Consider the following 18,444-nt stretch of genomic DNA (forward strand, 5'->3'; position numbering starts at 1 on the left):
AAGCGGTGGTGCATGCCGGCCGGCAACATGAGCAGTTTTCATGCAAATGGGCGATACGCCTAAAATCCGCGCAGCTTTGTTATGATTCGCCACCTTCTGATATTCGCCCGACCAGGTAGTTCATATGTCCGACCGCAGCGCTCGTCTCCAAGCACTCCACCAAGCACTTAAAGAGCGCATCCTGATTCTCGACGGCGGCATGGGCACTATGATTCAAAGCTACCGCCTGGAGGAAGACGACTATCGTGGCACACGCTTCGCCGACTGGCCAAGCGACGTCAAAGGCAACAACGACCTGCTGCTGCTCAGCCGGCCGGACGTGATTGCCGCCATCGAAAAAGCCTACCTGGATGCCGGCGCGGACATCCTCGAAACCAACACCTTCAACGCCACCCAGATTTCCCAGGCCGATTATGGCATGGAAGCGCTGGTCTACGAACTGAACGTCGAAGGCGCCCGCATCGCGCGCCAGGTGGCCGACGCCAAAACCCTGGAAACCCCCCACAAGCCGCGCTTCGTGGCCGGGGTGCTGGGCCCCACCAGCCGCACCTGCTCCATTTCCCCCGACGTCAATGACCCGGGCTACCGGAACGTCACCTTCGACGCGCTGGTAGAGAACTACGTCGAAGCGACCCGCGGCCTGATCGAGGGCGGCGCCGACCTGCTGCTGATCGAAACCATTTTCGACACGCTGAACGCCAAGGCGGCGATTTTCGCCGTGCAGCAGGTGTTCGAAGACGATGGCGTCGAACTGCCCATCATGATCTCGGGCACCATCACCGATGCCTCTGGCCGTACCCTGTCCGGGCAGACCACCGAGGCGTTCTGGAACTCGGTACGCCACGCCAAGCCGATTTCGGTAGGCCTGAATTGCGCGCTCGGCGCCAAGGACCTTCGCCCCTACCTGGAAGAGCTGTCGAGCAAGGCCGACACCCATGTCTCGGCGCACCCCAACGCCGGCCTGCCCAATGCGTTCGGTGAGTACGATGAAACCCCTGCCGAGATGGCTGCCGTGGTCGAGGAGTTTGCCGCCAGTGGCTTCCTGAACATCATCGGCGGCTGCTGCGGCACCACGCCAGGCCATATCCAGGCCATTGCGCAAGCGGTAGCCAAGTACCCGCCGCGAGCGATCCCGGACATCCCCAAAGCCTGCAGGCTGTCGGGGCTGGAGCCGTTCACCATTGACCGCCAGTCGCTGTTCGTCAACGTGGGTGAACGCACCAACATTACCGGTTCCGCCAAGTTCGCCAGGCTGATCCGCGAAGAGAACTACACCGAGGCGCTGGAAGTGGCGCTGCAGCAGGTGGAAGCCGGCGCCCAGGTGATCGACATCAACATGGACGAAGGGATGCTCGACTCCCAGGCCGCCATGGTGCGCTTCCTCAACCTGATCGCCGGTGAGCCGGACATTTCCCGTGTGCCGATCATGATCGACTCCTCCAAGTGGGAGGTGATCGAAGCGGGCCTCAAGTGCATTCAGGGCAAGGGCATCGTCAACTCCATCTCGATGAAGGAAGGCGTGGAGCAGTTCAAGCATCACGCCCGCCTGTGCAAGCGCTACGGCGCAGCGGTGGTGGTGATGGCCTTCGACGAAGTGGGCCAGGCCGATACCGCTGCGCGCAAGCAGGAAATCTGCAAGCGCAGCTACGACATCCTGGTAAATGAAGTGGGCTTCCCGCCTGAAGACATCATCTTCGACCCGAACATCTTCGCGGTGGCCACGGGTATCGAGGAGCACAACAACTACGCGGTCGACTTCATCGAAGCGTGTGCCTACATCCGCGACCACCTGCCCCATGCCCTCAGTTCGGGCGGTGTGTCCAACGTGTCGTTCTCGTTCCGTGGCAACAACCCGGTGCGCGAGGCGATCCATTCGGTGTTCCTCTTCCACGCGATCCAGAACGGCCTGACCATGGGTATCGTCAACGCCGGCCAGCTGGAAATCTACGACGAGATCCCGCCGCAGTTGCGCGAAAAGGTCGAGGACGTGGTACTCAACCGCACACCCCATGGCACCGATGCGTTGCTGGCGATTGCCGACGACTACAAGGGCGGCGGCGCCACCAAGGAAGTGGAGAACGAAGAGTGGCGCTCGCTGCCGGTTGAAAAACGCCTTGAGCACGCGCTGGTCAAGGGCATCACTGCGTTCATCGTCGAAGACACCGAAGCCTGCCGCCAGCAATGCGCACGCCCGATCGAAGTGATCGAAGGCCCCCTGATGAACGGCATGAACGTGGTCGGCGACCTGTTCGGTGCCGGCAAGATGTTCCTGCCACAGGTGGTGAAATCGGCCCGGGTGATGAAGCAGGCCGTGGCGCACCTGATCCCCTTCATCGAAGCGGAAAAGGGCGACAAGCCTGAAGCCAAGGGCAAGATCCTGATGGCCACGGTAAAGGGTGACGTACACGATATCGGCAAGAACATCGTCGGCGTGGTACTGGGCTGCAACGGCTATGACATCGTCGACCTTGGGGTGATGGTGCCTGCCGAGAAGATTCTGCAGACCGCGCGGGAGCAGAAGTGCGACATCATCGGCCTGTCTGGCCTGATCACCCCGTCGCTGGACGAGATGGTGCACGTGGCCCGTGAAATGCAACGCCAGGGCTTCGAGCTGCCGCTGATGATCGGCGGCGCAACGACCTCCAAGGCTCACACGGCGGTGAAGATCGAGCCCAAATACAGCAACGATGCCGTCATCTACGTAACCGATGCCTCGCGTGCGGTGGGCGTGGCGACCCAACTGTTGTCCAAGGAGCTGAAAGCAGGCTTCGTGGAACGCACCCGCCAGGACTATCAGGAGGTGCGCGAGCGCACCGCCAACCGCAGCGCCCGCACCGAGCGCCTGAGCTACACCCGGGCCGTTGCCGCCAAGCCTCAGTATGACTGGGCGGGCTACCAGCCTGCAGTGCCTTCGTTCACGGGCGTTAAGGTGCTGCAGGACATCGACCTGCGCACCCTGGCCGAGTACATCGACTGGACGCCGTTCTTCATTTCCTGGGACCTGGCAGGCAAGTTCCCGCGCATTCTCACCGATGAGGTGGTGGGCGAAGCCGCCACCGCGCTGTACGACGATGCCCGGCAGATGCTCGACAAACTGATCGACGAGAAACTCATCAGCGCCCGGGCCGTGTTCGGCTTCTGGCCGGCCAACCAGGTGGCCGACGATGACATCGAGGTGTATGGCGAAGATGGCCAGCCTCTGGCCACCCTGCACCACCTGCGCCAGCAAACCATCAAGCCCGACGGCAAACCGAACTGGTCACTGGCAGACTTCGTGGCGCCCAAGGCAAGCGGTGTGACCGACTATGTGGGCGGTTTCATCACCACGGCGGGCATTGGTGCAGAGGAAGTGGCCAAGGCCTACCAGGATAAAGGCGACGATTACAGCTCGATCATGGTCAAGGCGCTGGCCGACCGCTTGGCCGAGGCCTGTGCCGAGTGGTTGCATGAACAGGTACGCAAAGAGTACTGGGGCTATGCCTGCGACGAGCAACTGGACAACGAGGCGCTGATCAAGGAGCAGTACCGGGGTATTCGCCCGGCGCCAGGCTACCCTGCCTGCCCGGACCACACCGAGAAGCAGACGCTGTTCCACCTGCTTGATGGCAGCGCCATCGGTGAAACCGGCCCGAGCGGCGTGTTCCTCACGGAGCACTTTGCGATGTTCCCGGCCGCCGCCGTGAGCGGCTGGTACTTTGCCCACCCGCAGGCCCAATACTTCGCGGTCGGCAAGGTCGACAAGGACCAGATAGAAAGCTACAGCGCCCGCAAAGGCCAGGACATGGCGGTAAGCGAGCGCTGGCTTGCGCCCAACCTGGGCTACGATATCTGATGTGGCAGCGGGCGATGCCCGCTCCTACGGGTATCCCCGGTGAGGCAACCAGGAGCCACCATGGACGATGATCGCCAAGGCAAACCCCCAACCCTGTGGCAAATGTTGCAGAGCATTCTTGCTGCCGCGTTCGGCGTGCAAAGTGGCAAGAACCGCGCGCGAGATTTCACCCACGGCAAGGCCAGCCACTTCATTGTGCTGGGTGTGCTGTTCACCCTGGCCTTCGTGGCGGTTTTGATCGGGCTGGTGCAGTTGGCCCTGCACCTGGCACGCTAGCTTACTGGTGGCTGACCCAGTACACCGCGGTGACGACCACCAGCAGGATCAGGCAGAGGATTGCCCAGGCATCCACGCTGCTATCGGGTTTGCGCGCCTTGGTTGAGTTGGCCATTGCATCGCCTCTTGTAGTGGTTATGGGAATGCACTTCACCACCAGCAGTTAAGACCAGCAATGCCCTTCCCTCAAGCAGGGGCTTTCAGTACTCGACCGGTGACGTGAGAAACGGATAGCGATAGCTGGGCGGGTGACCCACTGCGCTGTAGGCCTTGAAATCCACACCGTAATCGGCAAGCTCCAGGCGCTTGAGCCAACGCCTGGCCTTCGCCTGGTCAATGCTTTGCAGCACGGGCAGGCTATAATCGCCACCACCGTCGCGGGCAAACGCCAGCCCCCTGGCATCATCGTGCAGCATCACCATGGCCCACCCTCCGAGGGTGAAGTGCCCACCCATCAGCACGCTCAAACGCCCGTCAATGCGCGCACGCAAGGCCTCGGACGAACTGTTCACCGCACTGAACACCACGTCACGCCCAGGCTTGCGCCCAGCCTCTTCGAACGCTTGCATGGCCCCAAAAGCCATTTCGTCGTTTGCCGACCACACCAGGCGGGTGTCGGGGTAACGCTGCAGCAGCAGCTGCGCCTGTTCATAGGCACGCTCGCGGCTCCAGCCGCCATACACCACCTGGCGCAGGCGCACCTGCGGAAAATCCGCCAATGCCCGGCGCATGCCGTCTTCACGCCGTTGCGAGGCGGGGGTGGTCTTTACGCCAGAAAAGGCAAGCAGGTCCACCGTGCCTTCACCCTTGGGCAGCTGCGCCACCATCTCGTGGAGCATCTGGAAACCCGCCTGCTCATCGTTGGTGGTCAGCGTACCCAGGGGCATGGCGTATTTGTCGGGTTGGGCGGCTACCCGGCGCGCCTGGCCAGCCGTAAGGCCATTGTTGACCAGCAGCAGCTTGACCCCGGTACCCTGCGAAAGGCGCATGATTTCCGGGGCGACGTACTGCTCGTTGACCAGCACCAGGTAGTCGGGCCGCTGCGGCCCATCCAGGGCCGCGCGAGCCTGTTTCATCACCACGTCGGCGCGGCGCTCGCTGTACTCGACGCGCAGGTCCATGCCCAGCTCGTCCGCGGCTGCCTGCATGAAGCGGGTATAACTGGTCCAGAAGGTTTCGTTCGACAACCCAGGGTTGAGGAAAACCACCGAAGCCGCTTGCGCCCCCGCCGTCAGCGGCAGGGCGAGGCACAGGCTTTGGCACAGGGCCTTGAACATGGGCTGACATCTCTGCAAAGCAAACTGCGGATTATAACGCCCCCAGGCTATCGACGGCACAAATGGCAGTCAGTCTCACATAGTCCATTTGGTTCTTTTCATATGCTAAAACATCACTTTAGCGCATAACCGCAACCTGCTATCGTTCCCCGGCTCCGTACCGGAGTGCGCGGCCGTGCGCGCGAATAGCTGCATGCCTGAGACAGGACTTTTATGTACGTATACGACGAGTACGATCAGCGGATCATCGAGGACCGCGTCAAGCAGTTCCGTGATCAGACCCGCCGCTACCTGGCCGGTGAGCTGAGCGAAGAAGAATTCCGCCCTCTGCGCCTGCAGAACGGCCTCTACATCCAACGATTCGCGCCGATGCTGCGTGTCGCCGTGCCGTACGGCCAGCTGAACGCCCGGCAGGTTCGCACCCTGGCCAAGATCGCCCGCGACTACGACAAGGGCTATGCGCACATTTCCACCCGCCAGAACGTGCAGTACAACTGGCCGGCGCTGGAAGACATCCCCGACATCCTCGCCGAACTGGCCACCGTGCAGATGCACGCCATCCAGACCAGCGGCAACTGCCTGCGCAACACCACCACCGACCAGTTTGCCGGCGTGGCCGCAGACGAGGTCATCGACCCGCGCCCATGGTGCGAAATCGTGCGTCAGTGGACCACCTTCCACCCCGAATTCGCCTTCCTGCCGCGCAAGTTCAAAATTGCCATCAATGGCTCGCAACAAGACCGCGCCGCCATCGAAGTGCATGACATTGGCCTTGAGCCGGTGCGCAACGAAGCCGGCGAGCTGGGCTTCCGGGTACTGGTGGGCGGTGGGCTTGGCCGTACCCCGGTGGTGGGCTCGTTCATCAACGAGTTCCTGCCCTGGCAGGACCTGATCAGCTACCTGGACGCGATCCTGCGCGTGTACAACCGTTACGGCCGCCGTGACAACAAGTACAAGGCGCGGATCAAGATCCTGGTCAAGGCACTTACCCCGGAAGTGTTCGCCCAGAAGGTCGAGGCTGAAATGGCCCACCTGCGCGGCGGCAGCAGCACCCTGACCGAAGCGGAAGTGCAGCGCGTGTCGCGCCACTTCGTCGACCCTGATTACCTGGCGCTGGAAAACGTCGACTACGCCGCGCTGGATGCCGATTTCCCTGGCTTCGCCCGCTGGCGTGCGCGCAATACCCGCGCCCACAAGCGCCCGGGTTATGTGGCGGTGACGCTCTCGCTCAAGCCTACCGGCGTGGCGCCAGGCGACCTCACCGACAAGCAGCTCGATGCCGTGGCCGATCTGGCCGAGCGCTACAGCTTTGGCTTCCTGCGCACGTCCCACGAGCAGAACATCATCCTCGCCGACGTCGAGCAGCGCCAGTTGCACGCGCTGTGGCAGGAGCTGCGTGAAGGGGGCTTCGCCACCCCGAACATCGGCCTGCTGACCGACATCATCTGCTGCCCAGGCGGCGACTACTGCTCGCTGGCCAATGCCAAGTCGATCCCGATTGCCGAATCCATCCAGCGCCGCTTCGATGACCTGGACTACCTGTTCGACATCGGCGAACTCGACCTGAACATCTCTGGCTGCATGAACGCCTGCGGCCACCACCACGTCGGCCACATCGGCATCCTTGGCGTGGACAAGAAGGGCGAGGAGTTCTACCAGGTTTCGCTGGGCGGCAATGCTGCACGCGGCGCCAGCCTGGGCAAGATCCTCGGCCCATCGTTCGCACAGGATGACATGGCCGACGTGATCGAGAAGCTGATTGCCGTGTATGTCGAGCAACGCACCGAAGACGAGCGTTTCATCGACACGTACCAGCGCATCGGCATCGACCCCTTCAAGGAACGCGTGTATGCAGCGAATCATTAAGAACAACCAGATCGTCGACGAAACCTGGCACCTGCTGCCCAAGGAAACGTCGTTCGACGAGCTGACCAACTGCGACGACTACATCGTGCCCCTGCAGATGTGGCGCGACCACGCCCATGCCCTCAAGGCCCGTGACGGTGGCCTGGGTGTGTGGATGGACAGCGATGAGGAAGCCGAAGAAATCGGCGAAGACGTGCAGCACTTCCAGGTGATCGCGCTGAACTTCCCGGCATTCACCGATGGGCGCAGTTATTCCAATGCTCGCCTGCTGCGTGACCGCTTTGGCTTCAAGGGTGAACTGCGTGCCATCGGCGACGTACTGCGCGACCAGCTCTTCTTCATGGCCCGTTGCGGTTTCGACGCCTTTGCCATCCGCGCCGACAAGAACCCGGAAGAGGCGCTGCAGAGCCTCAAGGACTTTTCGGTGACGTACCAAAGCGCCACCGACGAGCCCCTGCCCTTGTTCCGTCGTCGCTGATCATTCGCTTTGCAGCCAGTTGCGGGGGCGGGCTTGCCCGCAACTGGCTATTGCACCACGCGAAATTATCAACTCCCGCAGGTAAGCATTCTCCTCACGCCAACCGCGTACTACGCTCCTCTTGCACAGTCACCCGCCGAGGAGTTACCTGATGTCCCGCCCACCCCTGCCCCCGTTCACCCGTGACAGCGCCATCGAGAAAGTTCGCCTGGCCGAAGACGGCTGGAACAGCCGCGATGCCGCCAAGGTCGCCCTGGCCTATACCCCGGACACTGTCTGGCGCAACCGCGTCGAGTTCCCCCGTGGCCGCGCCGAGGTACAAGCCTTCCTTACCCGCAAGTGGAACCGCGAGCTGGACTACCGCCTTATCAAAGAGCTGTGGGCCTTCGCCGACAACCGTATTGCCGTGCGTTACGCCTACGAGTACCGCGATGACAGCGGCCAGTGGTTCCGTGCCTACGGCAACGAAAACTGGGAGTTTGCCGAGGACGGCCTGATGCACAACCGCCACTCCAGCATCAACGAGCACCCCATCGCCGAAACCGAACGCAAGTTTCACTGGCCGCTGGGGCGCCGCCCCGATGACCACCCCGGCCTCTCTGAACTGGGGCTTTGAAGCCAGGCCGGGCAGCCTTGGCGGCTGGGGCATGAATACGCCGGCGGGCCACCTGTTTCAACCTGGCTGCGCAAGGTGCCCTGCCTGCACGCAGTTCAGCCGCCAAGTTGTGTACAGTAGGCCCACAACAATGCCCGCACAGGAGCCCGGCACATGACCGTGACGCTGTCCCCCCTGCAGATCGACTGCGACTTCGATTCCGGCAACATTCAGGTGATCGATGCCAATGACCCCGCCCATGTAAGGCTGGCCATACGCCCGGACACCCACAGTGGCCACTACCAGTGGTTCCACTTCAAGGCAAGCGGCCTCACCCCTGGGCAAACCCACCGTTTCAGCCTGGAAAACGCCTCCGGCTCCTCCTATCGCAACGCCTGGCACGGTTACAACGCCGTGGCCTCCCATGATCAGCAAACCTGGTTCCGGGTGCCCAGCCAGTTCGACGGCACGGCGCTGTCGTTCGAGGTGACAGCCGAGCAGCCACAGATGTGGTTCGCCTATTTCGAGCCCTACTCACGCGCCCGCCACAACCAGTTGATCGAACGTGCCCGCCAGGTGCCCGGCGTCGAGTTGCTGGCCAGTGGCCGCAGCGTGCAGGGCCGCGATATCCCTCTGCTGCGGGCCGGTGATGCCGCACCGGGCAAGCGCAAGCTGTGGCTGATTGCACAGCAGCACCCCGGCGAGCACATGGCAGAGTGGTTCATGGAAGGCGTGATCGACCGCCTTCAAGCCAACGACGAAACCATTCAGCAGTTGCTGGGCAAGGCTGACCTATACCTGATCCCCAACATGAACCCGGACGGCGCCTTCCTCGGGCACCTGCGCACCAACTACCCGGGCAAGGACCTCAACCGCGCCTGGCAGGACGCCAGCATCGAGTTCACGCCTGAAGTGTTCTTTGCCCAGGCGCAGATGAAGCAATACGGCGTGGACGCATTCATCGACGTGCACGGGGACGAAGAAATCCCCCACGTGTTCACCGCCGCCTGCGAGGGCAACCCGGGGTACTCTGCACGCCTCGCCCAGCTTGAAGAGCACTTCTGCAGCACCCTGTGCAGCCTGACGGCTGACTTCCAGACGCAGCACGGCTACACCCGCGACGCGCCCGGCCAGGCCAACACCACCCTGGCCTGCAACGCCGTCGGCATGGCCTACGACTGCCTGTCGCTCACCTTGGAGATGCCTTTCAAGGACCATGACGACGCACCCAATGCGGTCACCGGCTGGTCGGGCGCCCGGTCGAAGGCACTGGCCAGCGCCGTACTGGACACGCTGGCGCACATGGTCGACCGCTTGCGCTGAGCCTCAGAACTGAACGTCCAGCACCACACTGTCGGAATAGCTCGCGGCCGGGGGTGTGGCCTGGTCGGTATACACCCTGGCGTTGTAGTTGAACACCTGGCTGCCGGTGCCGGTTCCCGCACCTGGGTTGATGTCTGCATCGGCGCTGGCACGCCTGGCGCTGCCCGCCGCTCCCCAGCGCACCGTGCCTGCGCCTTTGAAGATGTCGTAGGCCAGGTAGTTGTTGGCGCTGGACTTCATGCGCCGACGCCCCCCAGTGGCGTTTTGCCCGTCATCCAGCCCAACCGTGTAGCTGCTGCCCTTGGTGCAGGAGACGTTGAGGCTTTGGGCCACCGTGCCGAAGGCCGTTACCACGGGTGCAGCGGCAAAGGTGATGTTGGGCGTGGTGATCTGGCAATCGTTGGTTACGGTAAGGCTGACGGTAAGGGCCTGCACGCCCTCACTGTTATCACGGCCAATACATAATCCAGCCAGGCCAATGCCTTCGCAGTAATTCCAGGCCCAACCCAACGTCAGGGTTTCCTGATACACGCCCGCCGCCACGTTGCTGCCAAGCTGAGTACGCAGGTAAAGCGGTACTGCCTTCGGCGCGCCACCCAGCAGCCCCAGTAGTTCGAGGATACCGGTCCGCCCGTACTCGAACGCCACGCCTCGGGTGATCGGGTAACGGCTGGTGGCATCGGCGTACAGGGTGTAGGCAATCACATCGCCATTGGGGCCCACCAAACCGCCTGTGGCGGCTTGCACTGTCAATTTGAAGGAGTCAGACGCGCTGAGCACCCCAAGCACAGTCCCATTGCATTGCAAACCGGCGTTGAGCGTGGAGGCCGATTGCACCGCGCTGCGCACCTGGGTGGAGTTGAGTGTGCCGAACAGCGCTGGCGTGGTGGGCACGGCCGCACACTTGGCCCACGCCGGCCCGGCACACAGCAGCGCCACCAGTGCCCAGCCCTGGCCTGGCAGGCCACTCATCGGCACACCAGTGGGCCGACTTGCGCTATGGCACCCGCAGAGTCGGGCAATGTGAATTCGACATTACAACGCCCACCCCCTTCGACCTCGACCTGCAACTGGTTGGCGGTCGCCAGGTTTTCCAGATACACCAACCCGTCCCAACCCACCACCGCCTGCGCGCCCGTCTGCGTGTGTGTGACACGGCTGCCCAGGCTCAGGTGGCGCTGCCCGGCATCCACCAGCTCGATACTTGCCGCCAGCACCCGACGCAATTCGAACTCCAGCAAGTAACCACTGCCACGGCGTACGGCCACCCGCTGTTCCACCTGGGTGGCGAGCACGTCGGGCGGCAGGTCCATAGGGTCGATTTCATATTTGCCGCGGTAGTAGGCGCTGCTGTAAGGCACTAAAAGCTGGCCGTTGGCATTGGTGCGCCCCACCTGCTGGTTCTCGTAGCGCACCGGTACGTCGGCATAGCCCGCAGTGCTCACCACCACAAAAGCATCATCGATGCGGTTGGCGGCAAACAGGCCCTCACCCATCCATACCAGCGACCCGCTGACGTCGGCCCAACGGGTCATCGCGCCGCTGCTGCCGTAAACCCCGGCCTGCATCTGCACCGCCTGCAGGCGCCAGGTCAGGTCAGCCTGACGGTAAGCCTGGCGGTCACTGCCCGTGGCATAACCCAGGTTGTAGCCCACACCGGTGGCCAACGGCGTGGCGTGGCTGTAATTGACGCGCTGTAAGCTTTGCCCCTCCCTGCTGCGCTCGACGCCAATGGCCAACGTACCGCTGAGGCCAAGCGGAATCACCCACTGCGCCTGCAAGGCCCATTGGCTGCTGCTCAGTTCACGGTTGGCCGAGAGGTACAGGCTGCTGTTGCCCCATAACGGCCTGCTGTAGCTAAGGTTGAACAGACGGGTACGGGTGCCGTCGCCGGCGCGCACATCGAAATAGCCTGCGCCTACGTTGCCGTATTCGTTCAGGTTCAGGCTGACCGTTAGCTGCTCGCTGCTGCGGCTCAGTTGCATATCGGGCCTGTCGACGCGTGTGAGGTCGGCATAGTCGCCGCGACGCTGCAGCCGTTGGTAGCTGAAGCCAAGGTGCTGGCTGTTGTATTGGTAACCCAATGCCAGTTGATGCCCTTGGCCGCCCTGGAAACGGCTTTGCGTCAGCGCCCCATTGATAACGCCGAACTGGCCCGCGCGCAGGTTGCCGCCCAGCCCGCCCAACGTCAGCGAAGGCGCAACTTCGGCGTGGGTTTCCAGGGTAAAGGTGTCACTCAGGCCGTGGCGCAGGCTGGCCGATGACACGCCCGGGCCATAGCCGAAATCGCGCACACCGTAGTCGCGGCGCAGGCTACCGGCCGCCAGCGCGTAGTCCGACATGCCCTTCTGCAGCAGGCTGCTGGTCACGTAGAACGGCAACGTGGTGGACACTTGCCGGCCCAGGGCGTCGGTGGTCACCACCACAGCCTCACCCGCCCCATTGATGAACGGAACATTGGTCAGGGTATACGGCCCCGGCTGCAATTGCGCAGTGCTGGACCGGTAACCATTGATGAACAGCTCCAGCGAGGTGGGCACAGCCGCCTCCCCGGCGAAGGCCGGCAGCGGGTAGGTCACCAGGTCTGGCCGTGCTGCAAAGTCGCGGGCCACCTGCAGGCCACCCAGGCGTACCGAGCTGCTCCAAGGCAGTGCCGCGGTGATCAGGTCCCCCGCTTCGTAGGTCAGCAGGCGGTGCTCATCGGTGAAACGCCAGGTGGTGTCGTAGCGTAGAAAACCCTCGCGTGAACTGCGCCGGCCCCTGTCGTTGAATGCGCTTCGCCACTGGCCGGTGCTCGACAGCGTGCCCCAACGGTCGAACACGCGCAGTTCGTTCCACGCTGCCAGGTAGGTGCCCGCATCATCGGTGTCGTTCAGGTACAGGTCGTAATTGAACAATGCGCCAAAGCTGCTGCGTGCCTCACTGGGCGGGTACAGGGTGCGATCCCCTACCTGCTGATCAGGCAACCACGAGGCCGGCACCTGCAAAAGCAGGCGCTGGTTCTGGGTATCATAGTCACTGTGAAGGCCCGCAACCGCGTCCAGCGACACCTCGCCGACCGGGCTGCCTGGCAGGTTCAACCCCGCTGCCTGCAACACGGCGCTGTCCACGTACAACTGCCCGGCGCGCTGTTGCACCGGCACCAGCTCAGCCTTGGGCATCTGATTCACCAACAGATCCAGATAAAGGGTAGCGTCGGCCACCGCCGACAGTTCGGTGGGCGGCGGGGGCAGGTCGTCCGCCAGCACCCATGGCGTTAGCTGCCCAGCCATGACCAGCAGCAGGCACCCACTGCAGGCTGTCGCGCACCGCTTCACCCACGGGTCCCCACCATCGCCGGGCCCTCCCTGGCCCCTGCACCGCACGCCAATGCGGCATCCTTACTGCCGACTGATAACGGCGTCGCCCTGCCCGTTCACCCGGGCTTTCAGCACACTGCCGGCGCCTAGTGCCTGAGGGGCCGGCCACTGCATGGTGGCGCCAGGCAGCACATACCCCAGCAACCCATCGGCCAGCGGCCTGCTCTGGGCACCGTGCTGCAGCACGGCATCGGTTAGGCGCGCATGCACCGGGCCGACATTGCGCAGCTCCACATAGGGTTTGCCCTCTACCGTTACCGGGCGCCAGGTCAGCTGAGGCGTGCCCACGCCCTGCGCTGCGCGCGGGTCGGCAGGGTCCGGCTTGCCCCGCAACCCCTCGCCGTACACGAACAACGGGACCGAGTAGCGCATCTGCAGGCGTATCGCCGCCATCGTCCCCGCGTCGGCCTTGTCCAGCGGGATCACGGGCGGGATTTCGTCGATCACGATGCGGTAGGCCTGCTCCTGGCCGGCCGGCGCGGCGCCGGTGCGGGTCAGCCTGATCAACTGCTTCTGCCCGGGGGCGAGTGTGGCAACTGGTGGGCTGCCGATGATCTCGCGCTGGGGCTTGAACTGCTCCTTGGCCTCCAGCTGACGCCAGGCGAACACGCGCACCTGCAGGTTGGCCGCCACGGTGCCACGGTTTTCCAGCCATAGCGCACCGGCTTTCTGGCCGGCCTCCAGCACCGGGTCGATGGGCCAGATGAGCACAGACGTTGCAGCCCACGCCTGAAAGCTGGCCCAGTACATCAGCATCAGCCACCAGCACTTGCCTGTTCTGCCTGGTTTCATGGAGCCCTCCCTGGACTCTGCGCGCGGCAACCGGGTTGGCTACCAGCTGAAAGTGACTTGCACCACGTCGGAGTAGGTACCAGGCGGCAGGTTGCCGGGCAATTGCACCCGCCCGTACAACGCCAGCTTGACCGCCGCAGGGTCGCTGTATGCGACACCCACGCTCTGCCCGATACCCAGGCCCTGGGCCAACGCCGCATCCCGGTACAGCTGATAGCTCAGCAACTGCGCGCCACCTGCCCGCTTGAGATTGCGCGCGCCGCCTGCGCCGTTCTGGCCGCCATCCAGGCTCATGCTCAATGCCACACCCGGCGTGCACTGAAGGGTGACGGTGGCCCCCCCAATTGCCGCAGTGAGCGTGGCGGTGGACAGCGCTGACTGGCTGCCGTAATCCAGCATGCCGTACTGGGTAGCGCCGCCCACCACAAGGCACCCCGGCACGACCTGAGCCGACACGGTAAAGGTGCTGACCGTGGCTGCGTCCAGCGGCGCTGCCAGCAACAGGCCTACCCCGGCGAAGTACCCCGCAAACCTTGCGCGCATGGTTCAGAACGTCAGTTCGACCGCCACCGTGTCGGTATAGACACCGGCAGGCAGCCCGGCCTTGCCACGTGCCTGGCCATACAAATTGACGGTCTGCGCCACCCCGGTGCTGGTCGGCAGGGTAATGGTGCCATCGATGGCGAGCAGTTGCGTGCGCCCGGCATCGGTGTAGAAGTCGTAGGGCACGAAGTTGCCAGCACCGTCGGCCAGCGCCCGTGTGCCACCGCTGGACTGGCCGTCGTGAGCCCCGGCCCGCACCCGGATGGCCGGTACTGTTCCTGCCGAACACAGCACGCTCAGGGCGCCACCGGCCCCGCCCAGCACCTGGGCATTGGCGGTGCCGAACAGGGCATCCTGCGTGCCGAAGTTCAAACTGCCGAAGTTCAACCCCGACGTGCCCGAGCTGCCATTGACCTGGCAGGCTGCGATCAGCGTCAGCGTGGAGTTGATGGTGCCAGCGGTGGTCGCGGCCTGCGCGGGTGAAGCCAGTGCTAGGCCCAGGCCGGCCAGGATGCAGCATGAGAGGTGGGTTCGCATTGACGTCTCCTTGGGTTGCTACCAGTCCAATGTCACTCTCAGGGTGTCGCGGTAGAGCCCGGCCGGCAGCGCATGGGGTTGCGCTACCAGCACACCGTAGATGGGGATGGGTACCTGCCGTGTAGTGCCGATGGTGAAGGCTCGTGGTTGGCCGACGTCGTAGCGGCTGTAGCCACTGGGGTCGACGGCCAGTTGGTAGGGCAGCAACTCGCGCCCATTGCTAAGGCGGCGGATGCCATCATCACCGTTCAGGCCGCCATTGATATGCACATTGAAGGCCCGCACTTCGGGGGTACAGCTGATCTGCAGGCTGCCCGGCCCGACATCGCCGAACAGACCACGCAGCGCAGAAGCCCAGTCTGGCTGGCGCTCGCCTGAACCTGCTGGATCAGGGGTAACCACCGCTGCAGGGATGGTCATGTCGCTGCTGATCATGCAGGCAGCGCTGATCACCAGCCGTGCCTGGATGAACCCGCTACTGCTGCCATGCGCTACACCACCCGGGACCAGCAGCGGCCCTAAAGTCAACAGCAGCAGCGAAGCGCGGCTCATGGCGTAACCTCCCTGTTCGGCCCTTGTCGATCCATGCTGGTCTTGAGCGTAGCAGTGAGGTGCATGGGCAAACGGCCGAGGATGCCGTTTTTTGGTATTAGCAAAAAAGCGATAGGGCGCGCGATACACCCCCAACGCACTGAGCCGAACGCTTTGCGGAAGACGCGCTCAAAATTGGCAAACAACGGCAACCCGAGCGATATTCTGATAGGGTGTATCACCATCATCCTGCCCAGACTCATGCGGCATGCATGGACCTAATCGACAGGAGCGTTTCATCAATGACGACAGACTTGACGCTGGACCAGGCGATGGAGCGCTGTGCCCAGGAACCTATTCAGATTCCCGGCAGCATTCAGCCCCATGGTTTTCTGCTTGTGCTTGATGAAAATGACCTGAGGGTGTTGCAGGCGAGCGAGAACACCCAGCAGTGGCTGGGCATATCCGCTGCATCGCTGGTCGGTTCGCCCTTCAACGACGTCGTCACTGGCGACTTCGATTTGCGCACGCATTTAGGCAGGCTTCCGCAAGATGAGGTTTTCCCGTTTCATATCGGCGACGTGCAACTTCGCGAAGGCGCTCCCTGCCGCCAGGCATTGCACTTGCTGGCCCACCGCCACGATCAGGTGCTGATTGTCGAGCTTGAGGCCCCGCGGCTGCCGGCAGACTTGGCCTCGCAGGGCGACTATTACCCTTTGGTGCGCAACTTCATTAGCACCGTGCACCTGGCTGGCACCCTGGACGAACTGCTGCACCAGACGGTGCTGCAGCTGAAGCGCGTCACCGGCTTCGGCCGGGTGAAGGCCTATCGCTTCGACGCCGAAGGCAACGGGCAGGTGCTTGCGGAGGTTGCCGATCCCGATTATCCCACCTTCATGGGCTTGTGCTTCCCGGCATCCGACATCCCTGCCCAGGCCCGTGAGTTGTACCGGGTCAACCGCATCCGCGTCATCGAAGATGCCAACTATCAGCCGTCACCGCTGGTGCCGGGCACCAACCCGCTTAGCGGCAAACCGCTGGACATGAGCTTTGCCAGCCTGCGCAGCGTGTCGCCGGTACACCTGCAATACATGCGCAACATGGGCACACTCGCCTCCATGTCGCTGTCGATCGTGGTGGATGGCAAGCTGTGGGGGCTGATCTCCTGCCACAACGCGCAGCCTCGCGCGGTCGACCTGCGTACCCGCACCGCCTGCGAACTGCTGGCCAGCGTGCTGTCGCTGCAGATTGAATCCCGCGAGTCGCACGCCGACACGCAGCGCCTGCTGGGGTTGCGCCAGCACATCGTACGGATGATTTCGTCCATGGCTGACCATGACAGTGTCAACGAAGGGCTGCACGCACTGCCCGAGGTGTTGTTGGCGTTTGCCGATGCCCAGGGCGCTGCCGTGATCTCTGCAGACCGTTGCGACCTGTACGGCCAGACACCACCCGAGTCGCAGGTCACTGCCTTGGTGCACTGGTTGTCCCGACTTACCGGCGATCACGTTTTTCATACCGACAATGCGCGCCGGGACGTGGACGAGCTACCTGAACTTGGCAACCATGTGGGCGGCATACTGGCGGTGGCCATCTCGCAGATCCACTCCCATTACCTGCTGTGGTTCCGGCCCGAGCAGGTACGCACTGTTGAATGGGCGGGGCAGCCGACCAAGCGGGTGGGGCCGCAAGGTAACCTGGACCCGCGGCACAGCTTCGAGCGCTGGCAGGAACAACTGAGCGGCTATTGTGCCCCGTGGGACCCACTGATTGTGGAGGGGGTCAGCGAACTGCGTACGGCGGTGATGGGCATCGTGCTGCGCAAAGCGGAAGAAATGGCCCAGCTGGCAGGCGAACTGCGCCGCTCCAACAAGGAGCTGGAAGCGTTCTCCTACAGCGTGTCCCATGACCTGCGTGCGCCGCTTCGGCACATTGCCGGCTACACCGAACTGCTCAGCGAAATCGAAGGCCCCGGTTTCAGCGAGCGCGGCAAGCGCTTCTTGCAGCATATCGGCGAAGCCGCTCATTTTGCCGGCAGCCTTGTCGACAATTTGCTACATTTTTCACAAATGGGCCGCTCAGCGCTGCGCATGTCAGATGTAGACCTCAATGCCTTGATCGATGCCATCCGTGCTGAACTCGCGCCGGATTACGCGGGGCGTGAAATCATCTGGACCATTGCGCCCTTGCCCAAGGTTCATGGAGACCCCGCCTTCATCAACCTGGCGTTGAACAACCTGTTGGCCAATGCCATCAAATACACACGTGGGCGCACGCCGGCTCGCATCGAGGTGTTCGCCGTGCAGCATGCCGAGGAAGTCGAGGTGTGCATCCGTGATAACGGCGTAGGCTTCGACATGGCGTACGCCAACAAGCTGTTCGGGGTGTTCCAGCGGCTGCACCGCATGGAAGACTTCGAAGGCACAGGGATCGGCCTGGCAAGCGTGCGCCGCATCATCGAACGCCACGACGGGCGCGTCTGGGCCGACGGCCAGATCGACAAAGGCGCCAGCTTCCATTTCACTCTACCGCGCCACCCCGCGACACACTGAGGTACCGTTACCATCATGCTCAAACCCATCCTGCTGGTCGAAGACAACCCTCGGGACCTGGAGCTGACGCTCCTGGCCCTGGAGCGTAGCCAGTTGGCCAACGAAGTTATCGTGTTGCGCGACGGCGCCGATGCCCTCGATTACCTGCTGCGCCGTGGCGCCTACGCCGACCGCGACGACGGCAACCCTGCCGTGTTGCTGCTGGACCTGAAACTGCCGAAAGTCGATGGCCTCGAGGTGCTCAAGGAAGTGCGCGCCACGCCCGAACTGCGCAGCATCCCGACCGTGATGCTGACGTCTTCGCGTGAAGAGCCTGACCTGCTGCGTGCCTATGAACTGGGCGTGAACGCCTACGTGGTCAAACCAGTCGAATTCAAGGAGTTCGTCGCCGCCATTTCCGACCTTGGGGTTTTCTGGGCCGTGCTGAACGAGCCGCCACCTGGCTCCCTGCGCTTGACCCGCCGCGGCAACTGAGGCTCACGC

General features: G+C 63.3%; 15 protein-coding genes. 8 read left to right on the top strand and 7 right to left on the bottom strand.

Annotation, left to right across the window (positions count from 1 at the left end; all coding sequences use genetic code 11):
- Positions 1-124 precede the first annotated feature (124 nt).
- A complete protein-coding gene (gene metH / locus IAE36_RS04235; RefSeq protein ID WP_201210458.1) occupies positions 125-3,832 on the top strand; it encodes a methionine synthase in 3,708 nt (1,235 codons plus the stop codon).
- 60 nt (positions 3,833-3,892) lie between these two features.
- Positions 3,893-4,108 carry a DUF2970 domain-containing protein gene (locus IAE36_RS04240; RefSeq protein ID WP_060481194.1) on the top strand — a complete coding sequence of 72 codons (216 nt, stop codon included), beginning with the start codon at positions 3,893-3,895 and terminating at the stop codon, positions 4,106-4,108.
- A 200-nt stretch (positions 4,109-4,308) separates the two neighbouring features.
- On the opposite strand, the gene IAE36_RS04245 is transcribed toward IAE36_RS04240, so the two are convergent.
- A complete protein-coding gene (locus IAE36_RS04245; RefSeq protein ID WP_201210460.1) occupies positions 4,309-5,385 on the bottom strand; it encodes an ABC transporter substrate-binding protein in 1,077 nt (358 codons plus the stop codon).
- Between the two features lie 213 nt (positions 5,386-5,598).
- Between IAE36_RS04245 and IAE36_RS04250 the strand changes: the two genes are divergently transcribed.
- The 4 genes from IAE36_RS04250 to IAE36_RS04265 all read left to right on the top strand — a co-directional run bounded on the left by IAE36_RS04250 (position 5,599) and on the right by IAE36_RS04265 (position 9,647).
- Positions 5,599-7,251, top strand: a complete 1,653-nt coding sequence (locus IAE36_RS04250) for a nitrite/sulfite reductase (RefSeq protein ID WP_028634487.1) — start codon at positions 5,599-5,601, stop codon at positions 7,249-7,251.
- The gene (locus tag IAE36_RS04255) at positions 7,235-7,729 is read left to right on the top strand and encodes a DUF934 domain-containing protein (protein WP_201210468.1); all 495 of its coding nucleotides are present in this window, start codon (positions 7,235-7,237) and stop codon (positions 7,727-7,729) included. The genes IAE36_RS04250 and IAE36_RS04255 overlap by 17 nt, the downstream gene beginning before the upstream one ends.
- Positions 7,730-7,880: 151 nt before the next feature.
- Complete coding sequence (locus IAE36_RS04260; protein WP_060481192.1) at positions 7,881-8,345, top strand: nuclear transport factor 2 family protein; 465 nt, start codon at positions 7,881-7,883, stop codon at positions 8,343-8,345.
- A 153-nt stretch (positions 8,346-8,498) separates the two neighbouring features.
- A complete protein-coding gene (locus tag IAE36_RS04265; RefSeq protein WP_201210470.1) occupies positions 8,499-9,647 on the top strand; it encodes a M14 family metallopeptidase in 1,149 nt (382 codons plus the stop codon).
- A gap of 3 nt (positions 9,648-9,650) precedes the next feature.
- On the opposite strand, the gene IAE36_RS04270 is transcribed toward IAE36_RS04265, so the two are convergent.
- The 6 genes from IAE36_RS04270 to IAE36_RS04295 all read right to left on the bottom strand — a co-directional run bounded on the left by IAE36_RS04270 (position 9,651) and on the right by IAE36_RS04295 (position 15,430).
- On the bottom strand, positions 9,651-10,619 hold the full coding sequence (locus IAE36_RS04270; protein WP_201210472.1) for a Csu type fimbrial protein: 969 nt from the start codon (positions 10,617-10,619) through the stop codon (positions 9,651-9,653).
- Entirely contained in the window at positions 10,616-12,919 is a 2,304-nt protein-coding gene (locus tag IAE36_RS04275) for a fimbria/pilus outer membrane usher protein (RefSeq protein WP_201210474.1), read from the bottom strand. Before IAE36_RS04275 ends, IAE36_RS04270 begins: the two co-directional genes overlap by 4 nt.
- 108 nt (positions 12,920-13,027) lie before the next feature.
- Positions 13,028-13,798: a fimbrial biogenesis chaperone gene (locus tag IAE36_RS04280; RefSeq protein ID WP_201210476.1), complete on the bottom strand. Its 771-nt coding sequence runs from the start codon at positions 13,796-13,798 to the stop codon at positions 13,028-13,030.
- 39 nt (positions 13,799-13,837) lie between these two features.
- Complete coding sequence (locus IAE36_RS04285) at positions 13,838-14,341, bottom strand: Csu type fimbrial protein (RefSeq protein WP_201210477.1); 504 nt, start codon at positions 14,339-14,341, stop codon at positions 13,838-13,840.
- A gap of 3 nt (positions 14,342-14,344) precedes the next feature.
- A complete protein-coding gene (locus tag IAE36_RS04290) occupies positions 14,345-14,878 on the bottom strand; it encodes a Csu type fimbrial protein (protein ID WP_201210479.1) in 534 nt (177 codons plus the stop codon).
- An 18-nt stretch (positions 14,879-14,896) separates the two neighbouring features.
- A complete protein-coding gene (locus tag IAE36_RS04295; protein ID WP_201210481.1) occupies positions 14,897-15,430 on the bottom strand; it encodes a Csu type fimbrial protein in 534 nt (177 codons plus the stop codon).
- A 281-nt stretch (positions 15,431-15,711) separates the two neighbouring features.
- Here IAE36_RS04295 and IAE36_RS04300 point away from each other — a divergent pair, with 281 nt between their 5' ends.
- The gene (locus IAE36_RS04300; protein WP_201210490.1) at positions 15,712-17,961 is read left to right on the top strand and encodes an ATP-binding protein; all 2,250 of its coding nucleotides are present in this window, start codon (positions 15,712-15,714) and stop codon (positions 17,959-17,961) included.
- Between the two features lie 15 nt (positions 17,962-17,976).
- Positions 17,977-18,435, top strand: a complete 459-nt coding sequence (locus tag IAE36_RS04305; RefSeq protein WP_060481189.1) for a response regulator — start codon at positions 17,977-17,979, stop codon at positions 18,433-18,435.
- The last annotated feature ends 9 nt before the right edge of the window (positions 18,436-18,444 follow it).

Origin of the sequence: Pseudomonas sp. S36 (assembly GCF_016647875.1) — a bacterium.
Lineage (GTDB): Bacteria > Pseudomonadota > Gammaproteobacteria > Pseudomonadales > Pseudomonadaceae > Aquipseudomonas > Aquipseudomonas parafulva.

Coding starts and splice junctions, on each gene's coding strand:
- metH (WP_201210458.1), top strand. CDS start 125: ATGTCCGACCGCAGCGCTCGTCTCCAAGCACTCCACCAAGCACTTAAA.
- IAE36_RS04240 (WP_060481194.1), top strand. CDS start 3,893: ATGGACGATGATCGCCAAGGCAAACCCCCAACCCTGTGGCAAATGTTG.
- IAE36_RS04245 (WP_201210460.1), bottom strand. CDS start 5,385: ATGTTCAAGGCCCTGTGCCAAAGCCTGTGCCTCGCCCTGCCGCTGACG.
- IAE36_RS04250 (WP_028634487.1), top strand. CDS start 5,599: ATGTACGTATACGACGAGTACGATCAGCGGATCATCGAGGACCGCGTC.
- IAE36_RS04255 (WP_201210468.1), top strand. CDS start 7,235: ATGCAGCGAATCATTAAGAACAACCAGATCGTCGACGAAACCTGGCAC.
- IAE36_RS04260 (WP_060481192.1), top strand. CDS start 7,881: ATGTCCCGCCCACCCCTGCCCCCGTTCACCCGTGACAGCGCCATCGAG.
- IAE36_RS04265 (WP_201210470.1), top strand. CDS start 8,499: ATGACCGTGACGCTGTCCCCCCTGCAGATCGACTGCGACTTCGATTCC.
- IAE36_RS04270 (WP_201210472.1), bottom strand. CDS start 10,619: ATGAGTGGCCTGCCAGGCCAGGGCTGGGCACTGGTGGCGCTGCTGTGT.
- IAE36_RS04275 (WP_201210474.1), bottom strand. CDS start 12,919: ATGGCTGGGCAGCTAACGCCATGGGTGCTGGCGGACGACCTGCCCCCG.
- IAE36_RS04280 (WP_201210476.1), bottom strand. CDS start 13,798: ATGAAACCAGGCAGAACAGGCAAGTGCTGGTGGCTGATGCTGATGTAC.
- IAE36_RS04285 (WP_201210477.1), bottom strand. CDS start 14,341: ATGCGCGCAAGGTTTGCGGGGTACTTCGCCGGGGTAGGCCTGTTGCTG.
- IAE36_RS04290 (WP_201210479.1), bottom strand. CDS start 14,878: ATGCGAACCCACCTCTCATGCTGCATCCTGGCCGGCCTGGGCCTAGCA.
- IAE36_RS04295 (WP_201210481.1), bottom strand. CDS start 15,430: ATGAGCCGCGCTTCGCTGCTGCTGTTGACTTTAGGGCCGCTGCTGGTC.
- IAE36_RS04300 (WP_201210490.1), top strand. CDS start 15,712: ATGACGACAGACTTGACGCTGGACCAGGCGATGGAGCGCTGTGCCCAG.
- IAE36_RS04305 (WP_060481189.1), top strand. CDS start 17,977: ATGCTCAAACCCATCCTGCTGGTCGAAGACAACCCTCGGGACCTGGAG.